Genomic DNA, 17,837 nt, shown 5'->3' with positions numbered 1-17,837 from the left:
AGTATTTTTTTTTAATATGTTATAATTAACATATTAAAAAGTTACGAGGTGATGCTATGCCTGTTATTTTAATTGCAGATGATAATAAACAAATTACCTCTATTTTAGGGGAATACGCAAGAAAAGAAGGATTCATACCTAAAATTGCACTAGATGGCTTTGAAGCAATGGACCTTTTCCAAAAATTCCAGCCAGACCTTATATTGCTTGATGTAATGATGCCCAAAATGGACGGCTTTGAAGTGTGTAGAAATATCCGCAAGACCTCTAATGTTCCGGTTATAATGATTACAGCACGAGGGGAAGATTTTGAAAAGATTATGGGCCTTGATATTGGTGCAGACGATTATATTGTAAAGCCATTTTCTCCTGGTGAAGTTATGGCAAGGATACGTGCAATTCTACGAAGAATAACTCATGTAGACCTACAAAATCAACAGATTTATTCCTTTCACAATCTAACTATCAATTTAGATGATTACATTGTAACAATAGATAATCAAAATGTATCTTTAACAAAAAAAGAAATGGAACTTTTATGGGCCCTTGCCACCAATAAAAACAAGGTGTTTTCTAGAGATAACCTGCTTAATCTACTTTGGGGATATGATTATTATGGAGACAGCCGAACGGTAGATTCCCATATTAAACGTCTTCGTGCAAAACTTGAAGAATTTCATCATAGCAGCTGGGAAATAAAAACAATATGGGGCATTGGCTATAAATTCGAGGAAAAATTAGATGAAAAATAAAATTGCATTTAAACTAATAATGTATTTTTCTGCTACACTTTTGTTATTTTCAATAATTATAGGTAGCGTTTTTATGACCCTTTTTAAAAATCACACCATGAAAATCTACAAGTCTGATTTAGGGAAACGTGCGGTAACTATTGCAGATACACTTTCTAACCTTATAAGTGATTCAGGGTCCTCTACTAATATTATGGGTGGGAAGCATCTAGGGTACGGTTCATATCTTCGACTTTTAGATGATATTGCCATGACAGATGTATGGATTGTGGACGAAAACCTTGATCTTATTACAAGTAGCCACATGGAAAGTAAAAAGTATAATTATGCTGATTTACCAGCAGATGCCGAAGCCGTTGTTAAAGAAGTTTTTCAAGGGAAAACAACCTTTAGTGAGGGTTTTAGTAATCTTTTGAATGCCCCTACACTTACTGTAGGCACACCTATTGAGATTAAAGGAAAAGTTATTGGTGCCCTCCTTCTGCATTCTCCTGTAGAAGGAATGAATGAAGGTGTCTTAAAGGGATTTAGTATTTTAACATTGAGCATCTTAGTTGCTCTTATCTTGTCTATTATTTTATCTATAATACTTGCAGTAGCTTTTACAAAGCCTTTAAAAAAGATGAAGGATTCAGCACTGCAGCTTGCAGCAGGGGATTATAGTAGCAAAACAGGTGTACGTCAAAAAGATGAAATTGGAGAGCTTGCATCTGCTATTGATGTGTTAAGTGATCAGCTTGACCTTGCCAGCCAGGAACGCCAAAAGCTTTATAGGCTTCGCCAGGACTTTATATCAAATATTTCTCATGAACTTAGAACACCAGTTACAGTAATTCGAGGTTCTCTTGAAGCACTCTGTGAGGAAATAGTAACAGATCCTGATCAAATAAAAATATATCACCATCAAATGCTACGTGAAAGCCTGTATCTCCAAAGACTAGTAAACGACTTACTTGATTTATCTCGTCTTCAAAATACAGATTTCAAAATAGAAATGCAACAGATTAACCTTTGTGATGTGATAAATGATGTGATTCGTAGTGCAAGTCAAATTGCTAAATTAAAAGGTGTTAATATAAAGCAAAATCAAGATACTCATATATTTGAAGTATTGGGAGATTATGGTCGTTTGCGCCAGATGTTATTGATTATTCTTGATAACGCTATAAAGTTTTCTCCTAAAGGTGGTGTGGTCACACTTACACTTAAAAATAGATCAGTATCAATTAAAGATAACGGAATTGGAATTTCAAAAGAAGACTTACCCTATATCTTTGACCGCTTCTATAAGGTAAAATCAGAGGCAAATAAAAACGGCACAGGTCTTGGCCTTGCTATTGCAAAGCAAATAGCAGACAGACATAATATTAATGTTACCCTTAATAGTAAGCAAAATGAAGAAACACAGTTCAAATTTCAATTCTAACATAATCTGTAAAATAATCCTATTTTATAAAAACAGCTGAAATATACGTTAAACTTTCATCCTATTACTCTTAATTTTTCACTAGACTTATAAAACTTAGTACTTAAACTTTTCAATATGCTAATTAAAAGGGGATGTATCAATATTTTTATTATCTATATCATAATATCTAAAATCCACCTATATATACCTTAAATTTTATGTGCCAAATAGAAACAGATTTCTAAGCTTCAGAGGTACTTTTTACTCCCACTGAAACCATAATGTAAATTTATTTTGTATTTTAGTTAATTTGAAGTATAATTATAGTGACAAAATTGTATATCATAAAGGAGGATAAAAAAAATTGAATAACAAAAAATTATTGAGCCTTTTTGTAACCCTTTCCTTATCCCTGTCTACCGTTACTTCATTTAATTTAAAATCAGCAAAGGCTGAAACTATTAATGAGGATGTAACCATTACCATTTTACAAAGTTCTGATGTCCATGGAAGATTCATGCCTTGGGACTATTCAGCAGATGAGGCTAATATCAAAGGAAGCATGACACAAATAGCTTCTATAGTGAAGGATGTACGCTCTAAAAATCCTAATGTTATATTAGTAGATGCAGGAGATGCCATTCAGGATAATTCTGTAGAAACTTTTAATAAAGGTGCTGAGCAGCCTATGGTGACTGCTATGAATTATTTAAACTATGATGTTTGGGCCATGGGTAATCATGAATTTAACTTTGGCTTAGATACTTTAAAGAATGTAACTAATCAATTTAAAACTGGACAAGCAATTGTAGGTAACTTATATAATGAAGACGGAACTAGATTTATGCCTGCTTACTCCATAGTTGAAAGAAGTGGTATAAAAATAGGAGTTATAGGTATGACTACCCCACTTATTGAAAAGTTTGAAGCTGGAACTGATCATTTAAAAGGTGTTCATACTACAGATCCTGTAGAAGAAACTAAAAAGGTAGTAAAAGAACTTGAAGGAAAAGTAGATGTGATGGTTGGACTTATTCACATGGGCGAAGATAATGAAAATGAGATTACAAATACTGGTGTAACTGACTTAGCTAATGCTGTGCCTGAGCTTTCCGTTATATTTGCAGGTCATATGCATAAACAAATCGATGGAAAACTTATAAATGGAGTACTTGTAACAGAACCTTCAAAATATGGAGAACGTTTATCTAAGGTAGATTTAACCTTTAAAAAGGAAAATGATAAGTATCTTCTTAAAGATAAGAAATCCAATGTTATAGATGTATCAAAATATAAATCAGATAAGGAACTTGAAGATAAATTACAACCTTTCCATAAGGCTTTAAGAGATGAAGCAAATAAGGTTATAGGTGAGCTTAAGGTTATGCCTTTAGTACCTGATGAGCAAATTAAAGGTATACCTGAAATTCAAATAGCCCCAACAGCTCTTACTACATTTTTTAATGAAGTTCAATTATACTATAGCAAGGCTGATGCAGTGGCTATAGGCATAGAAAATGAAAAAGCAAAATTAAATATAGGACCTATAAAGAAAAAGGACATAGCCTTTAACTATAGATATACTGGTGGTGAAACTACAGTATATGAAGTTACAGGAAAAGACCTTAAAGATTACATGGAATGGTCAGCTGCCTACTTTAATCAGCTTAAAGAAGGTGATATCACTCCAAGCTTTAACCCTACTAGAAGAAATTCAAAGTACAGCACTAATGATATCTTTGGTGGAATAAACTACAATATTGATCTATCAAAACCTGCTGGAAATAGAATAGTTAATTTAACTTATAGAGATGGAAAAGAAATCAAAGATAGTGATACCCTTAAACTAGGTCTTAATTCCTACCGTATGGATCAACTCTTATCAAAAGGTGGAGCCCTAGAAGGAAGATCTAATATCAAAAAATTGTGGTCATCTAAAGATGAATATGGGGAAGATGCTGGAACCATAAGAAATCGTTCTATAGATTATATAATGAATGTTAAAGGTGGCCTACTAGATGGACACGTAGCTGAAAACTGGTCACTTTTAGGTATAGATAAACTTTCTAAAGAATATGATCTTGTAACAAAGCTAGTACAAAAAGGAATATTAAGTGTTCCAACTAGTGACGATGGAAAGTATACAAATATTGCTTCTATAAATATAAATGATATTCCAAAAGAAGAATTAGATAATCTTTATACTAAAAATGAAGATGATAATGAGTTACCTATTACTTTTGATAATAATAACGACAAGGTGGAATCTTCAGAGCCTTCAAATGATTCTTCAAAAACTAATATAAATTATAGTGACTTACCTAAGACAGGATCTCCTATAGGATTATCCCTTATAATCATCTTAGGTCTATCATTAACCGCTACAGGTGTCTCGATACTAAAAAGAGGTAAATAATTCTTTTAATATTAAGGCTTATAAAAAAATAGCAATATAAAAAGTGATGAAAAAAGGTACTCCATAATTAATTATAGAGTACCTTTTTTATACCACAATTTCCGTATTGTAATATTAAAATCCTACATTAGACTTAAAATCACCTTATTTAAATATTCCAAAAGGCTTACCCACTGGTAAAAACACCTTACCAAAGTGAGTATTTAATAATGCTGCAGCACTGCCATAAAAAGATAATATTGCTATTGTAAATTCTGCATAAGCCGCCATACTATGTGAAAACTCTTTCATTATTCCAAATGAACTTAATGTAAGTCCTAAAAATAAGAAGTCAATGCCTACAAATATAAGGAATAAAACCTTATGAGTCTCCATTGCTCCTATAGTCATAAATGCAGTAAATATTAAATATGACAAAAATGCAAACCCTAGTTGCTTAGGATCAGCCTTAGATGCAAGCTCTGCGCCGAAAACCCCATTTTGTATAAGCCATGTAAATCCCATAGCAAACCAAAAGAATGCATAAGCTGCAAATGCCGTAGCACCAAAAGTATTGTTATGTTTAAAATCATTTATACTTGCAAGTAATTGAGCAAAGGCCCCTAAAAATATTGCCCAAGGTAAAACAAAAGAAACATCTTGTGTAAATCCAAGCTTTTGGGAAGATGCCACTAAAGTTATAACTGCAAGACCAAATAAACCTAGTGCAGATGGATCTGCTGTAACTATCTGTACCTTATTATCATTATTCATTTTTTCCCCCTATGTACTAGTAAATTACATAAGTTATATACATTGTTATCCTACCATTTAAAATATAATAAATTAAAGCATTAAAATCCTCTTATTAAATAAAAATAACGTATAAAACAAATGCCTCTATAATTTATTATAAATTTCGTGCAATGTCAATGGGTAATCTATATTCTTTTGCGAATTTTGGATCCATCTGACTATACATCTGAATATTTTAGTTTACACTAAATTAAATCCTTAAGTTAATTTTAAATTTTAAACTTTTGCACCATTTCATTAAGTTTCTCAGAAAGAGTTGTTTGCATTTCAGCTGTCTTAGCTACTTGCTTTATAGCCATTGTGGTTTCATTCATGCTTTCTTTTATGGTTTCTGCTTTTTCACTAGATCCTTGAGAAGCATTTGCCATATTTTCAACTGCCTCACTTACTTGCCCAACCGTTGCTGTTATTTCTTCTGACATCTTAGTTACGAAATCAGCATCATTATAATACTGATTTCCAATTTCCTTATAACCATTAAATTGCTCATTTACATTTGTATTTATAAATTCTAATATATCTTTCCCTGTATCAATACTTCTTTTAAAAGCCTGTTGAACTTTTAAAATAGTATCTTGAATATTTATTACTGATTGCGATGATTGTTCCGCTAGTGTCCTTACTTCCTCTGCTACTACTGCAAAACCTTTTCCTTGTTCTCCAGCTCTTGCAGCTTCTATTGCAGCATTTAATGCTAATAAGTTAGTTTGTTCAGCTATACTGCCTATAGTATCTGCCATAACTTTTATGCTATCTACTACTCTTCCCTCTTCTATAGCAACTTCCATATTTCTTTGTTTTTCAGCATATAGATTTTTAGTTTCTTGAATAGCTTTTTCACTATTATTTTTAACAGAGATAGCTCTCAATTTAAATTCATTTGAATTATTACTTCCTTCCATAGCTTTTGAAGATAATATATTTATACTTGAATCTACTTCCTCCATTGACGCACTTATTTCCTCTGTAGTTGCACTTGATTCTTGCATACCATCTGAAATAACACCTACTGCATCATCAATAGTTTCTGCTTTTAAAGATAATTGTTCTACCGTAGCCAAAAGTTCTTGTGAAGATGCACTAAGGTTTTGTGAATTATCCATTATTTCTTTTATTAATGAGGTTAATTGTTTTTGCATTTTATATAATGAATTATTTATCTTTCCTATTTCATCCTTACTTTTTATGTTTATTTTTAGATCCTCAGATGAAAAATCCCCTGTTGCAAATTTTTCTATATTATTAACTATTGCTCCAAAAGGCTTAAATATTTTAATTAAAACAATAGATAATAAACCACTCATTATAACAATACTTAATACTGTTAAAATAATAAGTTTATGTAAAAGATCTTTAATGGGCGCCATTATGTAGGTTTCAGGCACCGCAAATCCAAATATCCAATTTGAACTTTTAACTTTAGAAGTTACAAAATATTTATTAGTATCATCATAATCTTGTACAAGATTTAATGTATTATCCTCATTAAATTGTTCGGCTATATGACTAAATCTATCATTTAGTACCTTTTCAAAACTTATACTACCTTTTTCCGTTGGTTTAAATTCCTCATTAGGGTGAACTACATAATTTCTATTATCATCTAAAAGAAATGCATAAGAATCTTCACCTGCATTTGCATCTTTAGTCAAATTCACTAAATAATCCACAAAAACATCTGCTGCTGCAACCCCAATTACTATTCCATTATCCCTTACAGGCTTTGCAATAGTTACTACCATATTATCACTAAAAGCATCTATGTACGGTGCTGTAAATATAAGCTTGTCTTCCTTTAAGGCCTGTTTATACCACTCCCTTTGTGTGGGGTCATAATTTTCTGGTATATTTGTTGAGGAATTAAATATAACCTGTTTGTCTTTAAATCCAATATAAAGAGCTGAAAACCCCTTGTTATTATCAATTTTATTATTTAAAAAAGATGTTAAAATTTCATTGTTGTAACCCTCCATCTTTTCCAAATCACTACTAAGCTCATCCACAACCTTTCCTTGAGTATTTAACCAGCCATCAAAATTAATAGAATAAGTATCTGCTTGAAACTGAATTTTTGATAATGTTTCTTTTTTAATGTTATTTTTAGATGTACTATAACCCATTCCTGATACTAAAACGATAAAACTTACGGATATGATTAAGGAAATGCTTATTATCTTACCTTTAATAGAATTCACTTTATTACCTTCTTTCTAAGCTTATTTTAATTTGTTCACTCTTTATTTATACATTAGTCTCAATTTTAACCCTTTCTTTAATCGTTATCAACAATTTTTTACTTATTTGTATATTCATAAACATTTCATTGTTAAATTTAAATTGAACACTAAAAGAAAAAAACACCTATCTCTAGGTGCTTTACTTATATATCCTTTTATTTCCACTCTAATATTTTATCTAAAAAGTTTTGTAGTTCTTTTGTTTTTGGCGCTGAAAACACCTTGCTTGAATCTCCCATTTCTTTTATCTTTCCCCCTGATATAAATATAAGCTTATCACAAGCCTGCCTTGCAAATCCCATTTCATGAGTTACTAGTATCAAATCTTTATTAGCTTTTTCTAATTCTAATATCATAGCTAGTACCTCAGATGTAAGTTCTGGATCCAAAGCTGAGGTAGGTTCATCAAGTAATAAAAACTCTGATTTTATAGCAAGTGCTCTTGCTAAAGCAACTCTTTGTTGTTGTCCACCAGAAAGCTTTGAAGGCCTTTTGTCTCTATGTTCACTTAGCTGAAATCTTTCTAAAAGTTCTTCAGCAATCTTTGTAGCCTCTTCACCCTTAACCTTATGAATCTTTTCTAATGGTAGTACTATATTTTCTAATGAGGTAAGGTGTGGAAATAAGTTATAGGCTTGAAAAACAACACCTATAGACTTTCTATATTCCCTAATCTTTTTTTCTTCAAAATCTAATCTTTTATTATTTATATATATTTCTCCTGAATCTGGCCTTTCAATTCCTGCTAATATCCTAAGAAGTGTAGACTTTCCTCCACCAGAAGGTCCTATTATAGCTAAAGAGTGAAATTCTTCTAACTCTATAGATATATTATCTAAGACTACTTTGTTATTGAAACTTTTTGTAAGGTTCTTTATGCTAATTTTCATAATTAAACTTCCTTTCTAGTCTTCTTGATAACTGTGAAATTGGAAGTGTAAGTACTAAATATAGTATAGCTAATGCTATATAATTTTCCATGGTAGCAAAATTTATAGCATCAACTTCTTGAACATTTTTTGTAAGCTCACTTACTGCAATAACAGATAATAATGATGAATCCTTAACCAAAGAAACAAACTGCCCTGCTAGAGGTGGCAGTATAGTTTTTACAACCTGTGGTAATATTATATACCTATACTTTTGGTAGCTAGTAAATCCTAAAGACATAGCCGTTTCTAACTGGCTCTTTTCAATACTTTCAACTCCTGATCTTATAATCTCACTAACATAGGCTGCAGAAAACATAGATAATATTATTGTACCCATTATATAACGATTCTCAAGCTTTGCAGCTGCTGCAACTATATAGAAAAATATAAAGATTTGAACAAGTAAGGGTGTTCCCCTTATTATTTCAACATATATCCTTGAAAAATAGTTTAACACAAGTATCTTTGAATTTCTAAGGCTAGCTATTATAGTACCAATAACAAGACTTAATATAAGGGAAAAGAAGCTAATAACTATAGTCATCATAAAGCCTGTATAGAACTTATATCTATATTTTATTATCTTTGAAAAGTTAAAAGGATAACCTAACTTTTTAAAAGAAATAAACACTATTGCCATTAATAATATGATTACAATAACTATATTAACAGCCTTTTGCAAAAGGCTTATATCTTTATCCTTTTTTACAAACAAATCCTTAAATTTCATAATAATATCCTCTCATCCATAACCAAAATTAAATTACAATAAAATATTTTTAACCTATGCTAATATCTAATTTATATACCTTAGAAAAAGAAAGGTATATCTCTTGATTTAAATTCTTCCTTTATATCTGATAGATACTTATCTGATAGCTTTTCAAAGCCCCCATTTTCCTTATACTCTTTTATAAAATCATTAATTTGTTCCTTTAGTTCTTTATCTTCTTTTCTAACTCCCATGGCCCACTCTTGAGGTTCTTCTTCAAATGGAGTTAAATTTGCTCTTGTCTCATTTGGATACTGTTGCCAGTTTTTGAATATAGTCATTTGGTCATAAATAAAAGCATCCGCCTTACCTTGAACTACTTCTAGTACGCAAGCTGTTTCTTTATCAAATAAAAGTACTTCTGCCTCGGGTAAAAACTTTTCAGCATAAACCTGAGCAATAGTTCCTTTTTTAATTGCAACTTTTCTTCCCTTTAAATTCAAATCTTTAACTTCATTAACTGGTGAATCTTTATTTATTAGTAAAGTTAAATAGGCATTAGAATAGGCATCAGAAAAATCTATAACCTCTAGCCGTTCTTCAGAAATAGTCATAGAGGATAAAATCACATCTATCTTCTTTGATTGTAATGATGGGATTAATCCTGCATAGGCCATGTTTTCAATCCTAACAGTTCTTCCAAGATACTCTCCAAGATCTTTAGCTAAATCTACACTCATACCTGAAGGATTGCCTTTTTCATCAGTAGTCTCAAAGGGTGGATATGCAAGTTCCATACCTATTACAAGTTCTTTATTTTCCTTATCTTCTTTTTTATCTCCTACACTTGAACATCCTACAAGCGAGATAGTAAGCATTAATGCTAATAACAAGCCTTTAATTATCTTATTCATACTTATACCAATACCTTTCACAAATAAATTTTAACTTAATGACATTCTATACTTTTTAGTAAAAAAGCAACTTTGTTTTTATCTTATTTTGTCTGATATACCGCCATATTTATCAGATACACCCTAGATAAATAATTGCGCAAGTTTCAATCTAATTAAATTATATCATGCCTTATTTAATATTACTAGCAATAATTCTTATCCTTTAGGTATATAATGTGATTAATAATAACTATAAGTATATTCTAAAAAAACACCTACTAAAAATGCTTAATATAAAGCAATATTTATTAGGTGTTTTTACTTTATTATTTATATAATTATTAGTTTTACTTAATCTTTTCCCATGTCAGATCATAATTTGCCTTCTTGTCATTTCCAGAATAAACAAGTATATAGTATTTACCTTTCTCTAAAGTTTCTTCGCAGTAAGACACATCTCCGCTTACATATTTTGGATAACTTATATAATTCACTAAGTCACCATCTTTATATAATAGATAAGTTAAATTATCACTTTGTGATTTATTCAAAGATATCTTTACCTTTGTTGTATTAATAGCCTCCATTCCCATATCATCAACTACCTTTAACGTTACAGTGTATTCTCCTTCTTTTGTGTAAACATGAGTAGGGTTTTTTTGATTACTTGTTTTGTTGTCACCAAAATTCCATTCATATTTAGCAATATTTCCATTTTCAGTTTTTGATCCTTCACTAGAAAAATTAATAGCTTTTCCTGCCTCTCCTGAGTAAGGTCCGTTAATTTGTACTACAGGTTTTGATGGCTCAACACTTCCGTTACTCTCTGATAAGTATCCTCTAAATACAATATCAAATTGATAGTGGTAATTTTCATCAAGTCTCCAGTTAACAAAATAACTTGTAGTTGTTTTATAACCACTCCAGCCTTTTTCATCTAAAGCTTTTAAGTAATTATTAGCAACTTCCGACATCTTTTGAATATCTATAAGCTCTCCATGATAGTATTCTCCTGTGTAAGTTCCTCTAACTTCAAAGGTATTGAAAAATTGAGACTTACTTTCTGTGGCCTTAATATCTGTTATTCCACCTAAACTTTCTATATCCCTTTTAACTTCCTGTAATGATCTATTTGAATGTTCTTTAATATAATCATCAGATATTAGTGGAATTGTAAACTTATCGTAGTCATTATATAACTTGCCCATAAACTCTTGATAACAAGAATCCCTTTGATTCAAATCCAAGCTTTATAAAGATATTCAAAATAAAAAGTGCCAGCAAAGTCTTTTAGTTTTTTTGACCTTGCTGGCACTATACTTAAATTATTCTACGATTGGGAACCAACCTTGTGTATTCATAATTACATTCCAAAGTGGTTCTGGTATTTTTAATAATTCTCTATCACTTTTCTTTAAGTTAGTACGTATTTCTGAGCTCTTACCCATTTCAACTTTTGTCATCCAATCTGGTTCCATAATTATCTCTCTACCAAGAGATAAAAATTCCACTCCAACATCCAATGCTTTTATTGCATCATCTGCTGTGTATATGGATCCAACACCTATAAGAGGTACTCTACCATGAATCTGATTTAATATTTTAGTTATGATAGGTTCTACATTTGATTTATCTCTCATAGATCCTTGCCAAAAATCTGATAGTGAAGCATGTAAGTAACTTAACCCTTTGTCTGATAATACATCGATAAATGAAAGTGTATCTTCAAGTGTTATACCTGGATTTTCAATTTCCTCTGGTGAGAAACGATAACCTACTATGAAGTCATTTCCTGCCTTTTCTTTTACAACTTTTTTAACTTCTTCTATAACAGCTAGTGGGAAGTTCATTCGTCTTTCTAAGTTTCCTCCCCAATTATCTTCTCTACGATTAGAGTGAGGTGAGAAGAATTGTTGTAATAGATAGGTATTAGCACCATGAATTTCTACTCCATCAAATCCTGCCTTTATAGCTAATTCTGTTGTTTTACCAAAGGCTTTAATTATATCTTGAATTTCCTCTTCTGTCATAGCTCTTGGTGTCATAGCCCCTGGTCTTTCAGCTGCTACAGCACTTGCACTAATAGTTTGACCTGTTGGTATTTCATCTGGAAGTGCCATTCTGCCCGCATGGAATATTTGCAAAATCGCTACTGCTCCTTCATTTTTTATAGTTTCTGCTAACTCTTTTAAGCTGTCTAAAAAACTATCATCGTAAGCAGCAAATTGCCCTTTAAAACCCTTACCTGATGGGATTACATAAGTTGTAGCAGTAATAACCATACCTACACTCTTTGCTCTTACCTTATAATAATCTAATTCTGCCTTTGAAACTGTTCCATCATCATTTCCTGAAAAAGTAGTCATTGGAGCCATAACTATAGGATTTCTTACATTTATCTTTGAATTTAACATTCTCTTTTCTAATAACTTATTATTTTTTGATTCCATTTTAATCTCTTCCTTTCAAATTAATTTCTTTTAGACAATAATTAAATCAACTTTTTGCAAACACTAATTTCTGAATCTTTCTCTCTATATTCACCTATTTTAGGAACTATCCTTTTAAAATGTTCTGAGGCCATGTGACTATTCAAATCTTCTATAGTCTCCCATTCTTCTATCATTATTAACACGTTCGGATCTTTGATATCTTGATACATCTCATACTTTATACAACCATTTTCCTTCAATGTTTCTTTCACTAATTCTTTTGATAATTCAAGTATATTTTCTACTTTACCTTCTTTTGGAAAACTTTTTGCTATAACCTTTATCATATGATTCCACCCCTTTTATAATTTATGCACTAATTTCTTTTTTATTTCTTGATACCATTTCAATAAATGCTGATTTTGGTAATTCAATTCCTATTGTCTCTTTAATTACATCCTCAATAGTTTCAACAAGAATGAACTCTAATTCGTTTTGTACCTCTTTTGGAATATCTTCTATATCCTTTTTGTTATCCTTTGGAAGCAATATTCTCTTAATTCCTGCACGATGTGCTGCTAATACTTTTTCTTTAAGTCCACCTATAGGTAAAACTGCACCCCTTAAGGAAATTTCACCTGTCATTGCTAACTTAGGATCTACTGGATGTCCTGTTACTAGCGATGCAATAGTTGTAAATAAGGACACCCCTGCTGATGGTCCATCCTTTGGAATAGATCCTGATGGCACATGGATATGCAAGTCATATTTATTGAATTCAAGTCCCTTTTGGTTAAATACAAGTCTTGATCTAACTAAACTTTGAGCAATCTTAGCTGATTCTTTCATCACATCTCCAAGTTGACCTGTTAGTATTAACTTACCATCTCCTGGCATCATTGCCCCTTCAATAAATAATATATCACCACCTACTGGTGTCCATGCAAGACCTGTTACAACTCCTGGAGCGTTGATTTTATTTGCTCTATCATAAAGAGCAACTTCATGACCTAAAATATCAAATAACATATCTTCTTTTATAATATAAGGCAATGGCACTTCGTCTTCAACAATCTTTTCTGAAACCACTCTTGCTACTGTAGATAATTGACGTTTTAATCCTCTTACGCCAGCTTCTCTAGTGTATTTTTCTATTATTGTCTTTAATGTGTCATCTTCAAATTGTAATTGCTTTTCATTTAATCCGTTTTCCTCTAACACAGAAGAAATTAAATGATTTTTCCCAATATGGAACTTTTCATAACTTGTATAACTACTAATATCTATAACTTCCATACGATCTATAAGTGCTTCTGGAATATCTCTTAAAGAATTTGCAGTTGCAATAAATAACACATCGGATAAATCATATGGCACTTCTAAGTAGTGATCTGAAAATGTACTATTTTGTTCTGGATCTAAAACCTCTAATAATGCACTAGCTGGATCTCCATTTGCAGAAGACATCAATTTGTCAACTTCGTCTAATATAAATACTGGATTTTTCTCTCCAGCCTTCTTCATTCCTTGAATTATCCTTCCTGGCATGGCCCCTATATAAGTTCTTCTATGTCCTCTAATTTCAGCTTCATCTCTTACTCCACCAAGACTTATCCTAACATATTTACGTTGTAAAGCTTCTGCTATACTTTTCCCTAAACTAGTTTTGCCTGTACCTGGAGGTCCCACTAATAATAAAATTGAGCCTTGCTTGTTTTGTTTTAATTTCATTACTGTTAGATGTTGAATTATACGGTTTTTTACTTTTTCAAGGCCGTAATGTTGCTGATTTAAAAGCTCTCTTGCAGCTTTAATATCTATATCTTTAACATCACTTTCACCCCAAGGTAGAGTTGTTAAAAGATCCAAGTAATTTTGAATTACGCTACCTTCTGAGCTATTAGGACCTTGGCGCTCTAATTTACGCAACTCATCTAAGGCCACTTCCTTTACATCATAAGGCATCTTTGCATTTTCTATTAATTCACTATAATCCTTTTTCTTTTTCCCACTAACTCCATCCGATTCATTTAATTCTTCCTTAATAGCTTCTAGCTGTCTTCTTAGCATATTCTCTCTGTGGTTTTTATTAATATCTTCACTAAATTTTGATGCCATTTCCATTTGAAATTCTATGGATTCTTTATGCTCAATCAAAAGATCTAAAAATCTTAAGCTCCTCTTTTTTAATGAACGAATCTCTAAAAATTCTTGCCTTTCCTCTAAAGATAAATTCACATAAGGAACTAGGGATGCGATAATACTTGTTATATTATCTATCTTACTTATATACTCTACATAAGCCTCAGATCCTCTAAAGTTTTTACTTATTTCAGCTGTTAAATTTTTAATATAACCTAACATTTCTTTATTACTTTTTTCATCTAAGTCCATAATGTCAGGCTCCAAATTGTAAGTAGCTCTAAAATAGCTTCCATCTACAGTAAAATCTTCTACCTTAACTCTCTCTACAACATCTATATTATATTCATAGCTATCATTTATCTTTTTTCTATCTTTTATCCTTATTAATGTTCCAATTTTATAAAGATCATCTTCCCCGTAAGCTTCTTCATTCTTATTACTTTTCAATGTTAAAGCTATGGCGTAAAAATTCTCTTCCTTAATCTTATTATAATATTCTTCGTTAAATCTTTTGTTTAAATTCACTGTAATTTCTCCACCATGAAACAAAACTAAATTCGGTATATGGACTACAGGCAACTCTTTATTTATATCTAATTCTTTCATAATTATTTCCTCCTACACTGTTTCTATTATGTTTTACAACATTTCTTATTAAGTCCTTATCAATATTTTCTATATCAATTATAGCAACAAATATAATTAGTTTTAGTTAACCTAACTTCATTTATTTGATTTATTAATGTATTATTTAACCTTTAACAATATATTTATTAAATCATTGATTTCATCTTCATTTAGACTTGCTGCAATCTTATCTACTAATCTTTTAATTTCTAGATCTTCAAAACTAGCTATACTCTTACCTCTTTCCGTAAGAAATATATATTGTACTCTTCCATCATCTTTACACTGTTTTTTATAAACACAATCTAACTTTACGAATCTTTTAATCATTTCCGTAATTGATGGTTTAGATAAATTTAAGACCTCAGCTAGCTTACTAATTGTAAGCTCATCATACTTTCCAATTTTTTTTATATACTCAATTTGTCTTAGTGTGAGTTCTGACATATTAAGTTCATTAATTAACTTGCAGGAACACTCTCCCTTTACCTTCATAAGCCCACTGTAAGTTTCATATAATTTATCTTTACTATCCAACTCATCACCTCTTTTTTTATTTAGTTAGGTATTGCCTAATTACATATTAAGTCTTCTTGCGCTATTTGTCAATAGCACTATTTAAATATAATTATTTTTCATTTTTTCAATGGTACTTTTTATTTCTTCTCTAAATTCTATTGGTTCTAGCACTTCTACAAAGCTCCCTTGACTTAGAAGCCACATCTTTATGCCTGTACCAAACATTTCAGTTTCTATTATATACTCACCTTGATTTTCTTCTAAAACCTTTGCATTTGGTAGCCTATCTAAAACAGCTTCTAAAGAGTTCCCAGTGAATTTAAATCTTATCTTTTGAAGATTACCTGTGTGCATAAATTGTATAAGCTTTCTAAACTCTCCATCCTTAAATCTATTGCTATAATCTATAGAGAAGTTTCTATTTGTACTCTCAAAACTCTCTATTCTATCTACCCTATAAATAGTTGGAAATTTATATTCTGTCCCCTCTATAAATGCAGCTAGGTAGAAATAATACTCTGAAAACATTATACTTAATGGTTTAATATTTCTCTTAGTTGCTTCACTTTCTAATTTACCATTTTTACTTAATTTAAAGTACTCTATTTCAATGATATCCTGATTATTAATAGCAATACTAAGATCCCATAACTTATCTATCAATGGCTTACCATGATTCGTAGGAACATAGTTAAATAGTTCATTTGCTATAATGTTTTCTACTATTTTTTTATCTTCAGATACGCAATCACACAGGAGTTTATTTATAACTTTTTCTATTTCCTCTTTAGAAAACCCTTTACTTTCAAGAAGCACCTTGCATATTGATAAGATATCCTTTTCATTTAAAATTTTTGTATCTTTGTACTTTAGTTCATAAAGGCCGCTTTTTCTGTTGTAGATTATCTTATTATCTATGTATTCTTCCTGAAAATAATTATTTAAATCCTTTATATATCTAGTTACAGTTCTTTCACTTACATTAAATTTATCTACAATATATTCTTTAGTAAATGACTCATTATTTTTCACTTTACTATACATATGCAATAGCACTGACGATTTAAATCTTTCCATAATCACTATTCCTTTTTATATAAATTATTGTAATATATTAATTAGACCTCTTATTACTATACATATTTTTATCGGCATTATGTAGCAATTCTTTAATAGATAGTGGTTTTTTTCTACTATACTCTGAAAATCCATAGCTTAAGCTAATATTATACTTATAGTGAGTTTCTTTATTCAATTTATTTATCTCATCATAGATTCTTTCCCATAATATATTAGCATCATCTATTTCAGCATCACAAAACACTATAACAAATTCATCTCCACCAATCCTCATTACAATATCTGTTTTCCTTACATTGTCTTTTAAAACTTTCCCTATATTCTTTAGAATCTTATCTCCCTGGGCATGTCCAAAGTTATCGTTTATATCTTTAAACCTATCAATATCTATAAAACATACAGTTAGGCTTTTATTATTAATTTTTGATATATCCATTTCTTTTTCCAGTAAACTTAAACCTGCTCTTCTATTTAGTAATTCTGTTATAGCATCTCTATTTGCATAATATAAACTTTCCTTAAGTTTTCTCTCAAGTTCTCTTATAATATCATCTTTTTCTTTTATAGATTTTAAAAGTAACTTTGTGTCCATATCCTCATAATTCATCTTTTTCAACTCCCAAATCCATTATCGTAAATATTATGTTATTACCATAATACAACCTTCAACGTGACAGGGACTGTCCTCTTTAATTTAAATATACCCCATAAAGAAGACTTTTACATTATCTTCTTTATAGGGTATATCAGTCCATATAATATCTTTTGTTTTATCTTTAAGCCTTTAATGCTTACACCTATTACAAATAACTCCATAGGTAGATATTTGCAATATCCATGTTGGTTTTTACCTATAAGCATTATAATATTATATTGTGCTAATTCT

The 17,837-nt window shown here is 30.6% G+C and carries 16 protein-coding genes; 3 read left to right on the top strand and 13 right to left on the bottom strand.

The window, feature by feature from the left end; translation table 11 throughout:
* Window positions 1-56 precede the first annotated feature (56 nt).
* From BD821_RS00185 to BD821_RS00175, 3 genes are all read left to right on the top strand, one after another.
* On the top strand, window positions 57-752 hold the full coding sequence (locus BD821_RS00185) for a response regulator transcription factor (RefSeq protein WP_104408796.1): 696 nt from the start codon (window positions 57-59) through the stop codon (window positions 750-752).
* On the top strand, window positions 742-2,178 hold the full coding sequence (locus BD821_RS00180) for a sensor histidine kinase (RefSeq protein WP_104408795.1): 1,437 nt from the start codon (window positions 742-744) through the stop codon (window positions 2,176-2,178). Before BD821_RS00185 ends, BD821_RS00180 begins: the two co-directional genes overlap by 11 nt.
* A 346-nt stretch (window positions 2,179-2,524) precedes the next feature.
* A complete protein-coding gene (locus BD821_RS00175; RefSeq protein ID WP_104408794.1) occupies window positions 2,525-4,576 on the top strand; it encodes a bifunctional metallophosphatase/5'-nucleotidase in 2,052 nt (683 codons plus the stop codon).
* Between the two features lie 144 nt (window positions 4,577-4,720).
* Here the strand turns inward: BD821_RS00175 and BD821_RS00170 are convergent, their stop codons facing one another.
* The 13 genes from BD821_RS00170 to BD821_RS13350 all read right to left on the bottom strand — a co-directional run bounded on the left by BD821_RS00170 (window position 4,721) and on the right by BD821_RS13350 (window position 17,812).
* Complete coding sequence (locus BD821_RS00170) at window positions 4,721-5,329, bottom strand: acetate uptake transporter (protein ID WP_029450686.1); 609 nt, start codon at window positions 5,327-5,329, stop codon at window positions 4,721-4,723.
* 251 nt (window positions 5,330-5,580) lie between these two features.
* On the bottom strand, window positions 5,581-7,566 hold the full coding sequence (locus tag BD821_RS00165) for a methyl-accepting chemotaxis protein (RefSeq protein WP_104408793.1): 1,986 nt from the start codon (window positions 7,564-7,566) through the stop codon (window positions 5,581-5,583).
* A 197-nt stretch (window positions 7,567-7,763) separates the two neighbouring features.
* A complete protein-coding gene (locus BD821_RS00160) occupies window positions 7,764-8,498 on the bottom strand; it encodes an amino acid ABC transporter ATP-binding protein (RefSeq protein WP_104408792.1) in 735 nt (244 codons plus the stop codon).
* The gene (locus BD821_RS00155; RefSeq protein ID WP_104408791.1) at window positions 8,488-9,270 is read right to left on the bottom strand and encodes an amino acid ABC transporter permease; all 783 of its coding nucleotides are present in this window, start codon (window positions 9,268-9,270) and stop codon (window positions 8,488-8,490) included. The genes BD821_RS00160 and BD821_RS00155 overlap by 11 nt, the downstream gene beginning before the upstream one ends.
* Before the next feature lie 80 nt (window positions 9,271-9,350).
* A complete protein-coding gene (locus BD821_RS00150) occupies window positions 9,351-10,166 on the bottom strand; it encodes a transporter substrate-binding domain-containing protein (protein WP_104408790.1) in 816 nt (271 codons plus the stop codon).
* A gap of 329 nt (window positions 10,167-10,495) precedes the next feature.
* Entirely contained in the window at window positions 10,496-11,356 is an 861-nt protein-coding gene (locus BD821_RS00145; protein WP_104408789.1) for a PKD domain-containing protein, read from the bottom strand.
* 117 nt (window positions 11,357-11,473) lie between these two features.
* Window positions 11,474-12,598: an NADH-dependent flavin oxidoreductase gene (locus BD821_RS00140; RefSeq protein ID WP_104408788.1), complete on the bottom strand. Its 1,125-nt coding sequence runs from the start codon at window positions 12,596-12,598 to the stop codon at window positions 11,474-11,476.
* A 41-nt stretch (window positions 12,599-12,639) separates the two neighbouring features.
* On the bottom strand, window positions 12,640-12,927 hold the full coding sequence (locus BD821_RS00135; protein ID WP_104408787.1) for a putative quinol monooxygenase: 288 nt from the start codon (window positions 12,925-12,927) through the stop codon (window positions 12,640-12,642).
* Window positions 12,928-12,949: 22 nt separating this feature from the next.
* A complete protein-coding gene (gene lon, locus BD821_RS00130; RefSeq protein WP_104408786.1) occupies window positions 12,950-15,331 on the bottom strand; it encodes an endopeptidase La in 2,382 nt (793 codons plus the stop codon).
* A gap of 141 nt (window positions 15,332-15,472) precedes the next feature.
* On the bottom strand, window positions 15,473-15,889 hold the full coding sequence (locus BD821_RS00125) for a MarR family winged helix-turn-helix transcriptional regulator (protein WP_104408785.1): 417 nt from the start codon (window positions 15,887-15,889) through the stop codon (window positions 15,473-15,475).
* Window positions 15,890-15,970: 81 nt separating this feature from the next.
* A complete protein-coding gene (locus BD821_RS00120; RefSeq protein WP_104408784.1) occupies window positions 15,971-16,948 on the bottom strand; it encodes a helix-turn-helix transcriptional regulator in 978 nt (325 codons plus the stop codon).
* A 37-nt stretch (window positions 16,949-16,985) separates the two neighbouring features.
* A complete protein-coding gene (locus tag BD821_RS00115; RefSeq protein ID WP_104408783.1) occupies window positions 16,986-17,558 on the bottom strand; it encodes a GGDEF domain-containing protein in 573 nt (190 codons plus the stop codon).
* A 113-nt stretch (window positions 17,559-17,671) separates the two neighbouring features.
* Window positions 17,672-17,812 (bottom strand): hypothetical protein, encoded by a 141-nt coding sequence (locus tag BD821_RS13350; RefSeq protein ID WP_169993869.1) that lies wholly within the window; start codon window positions 17,810-17,812, stop codon window positions 17,672-17,674.
* Window positions 17,813-17,837 lie beyond the last annotated feature (25 nt).

The sequence above is a fragment of the Clostridium algidicarnis DSM 15099 genome, from assembly GCF_002934235.1.
In the GTDB taxonomy this organism is placed as follows: Bacteria; Bacillota; Clostridia; order Clostridiales; family Clostridiaceae; genus Clostridium_L; species Clostridium_L algidicarnis.
The sequence above is the reverse complement of the archived record's forward strand: the minus strand, read 5'-3'. Positions and strand labels throughout refer to the sequence as shown.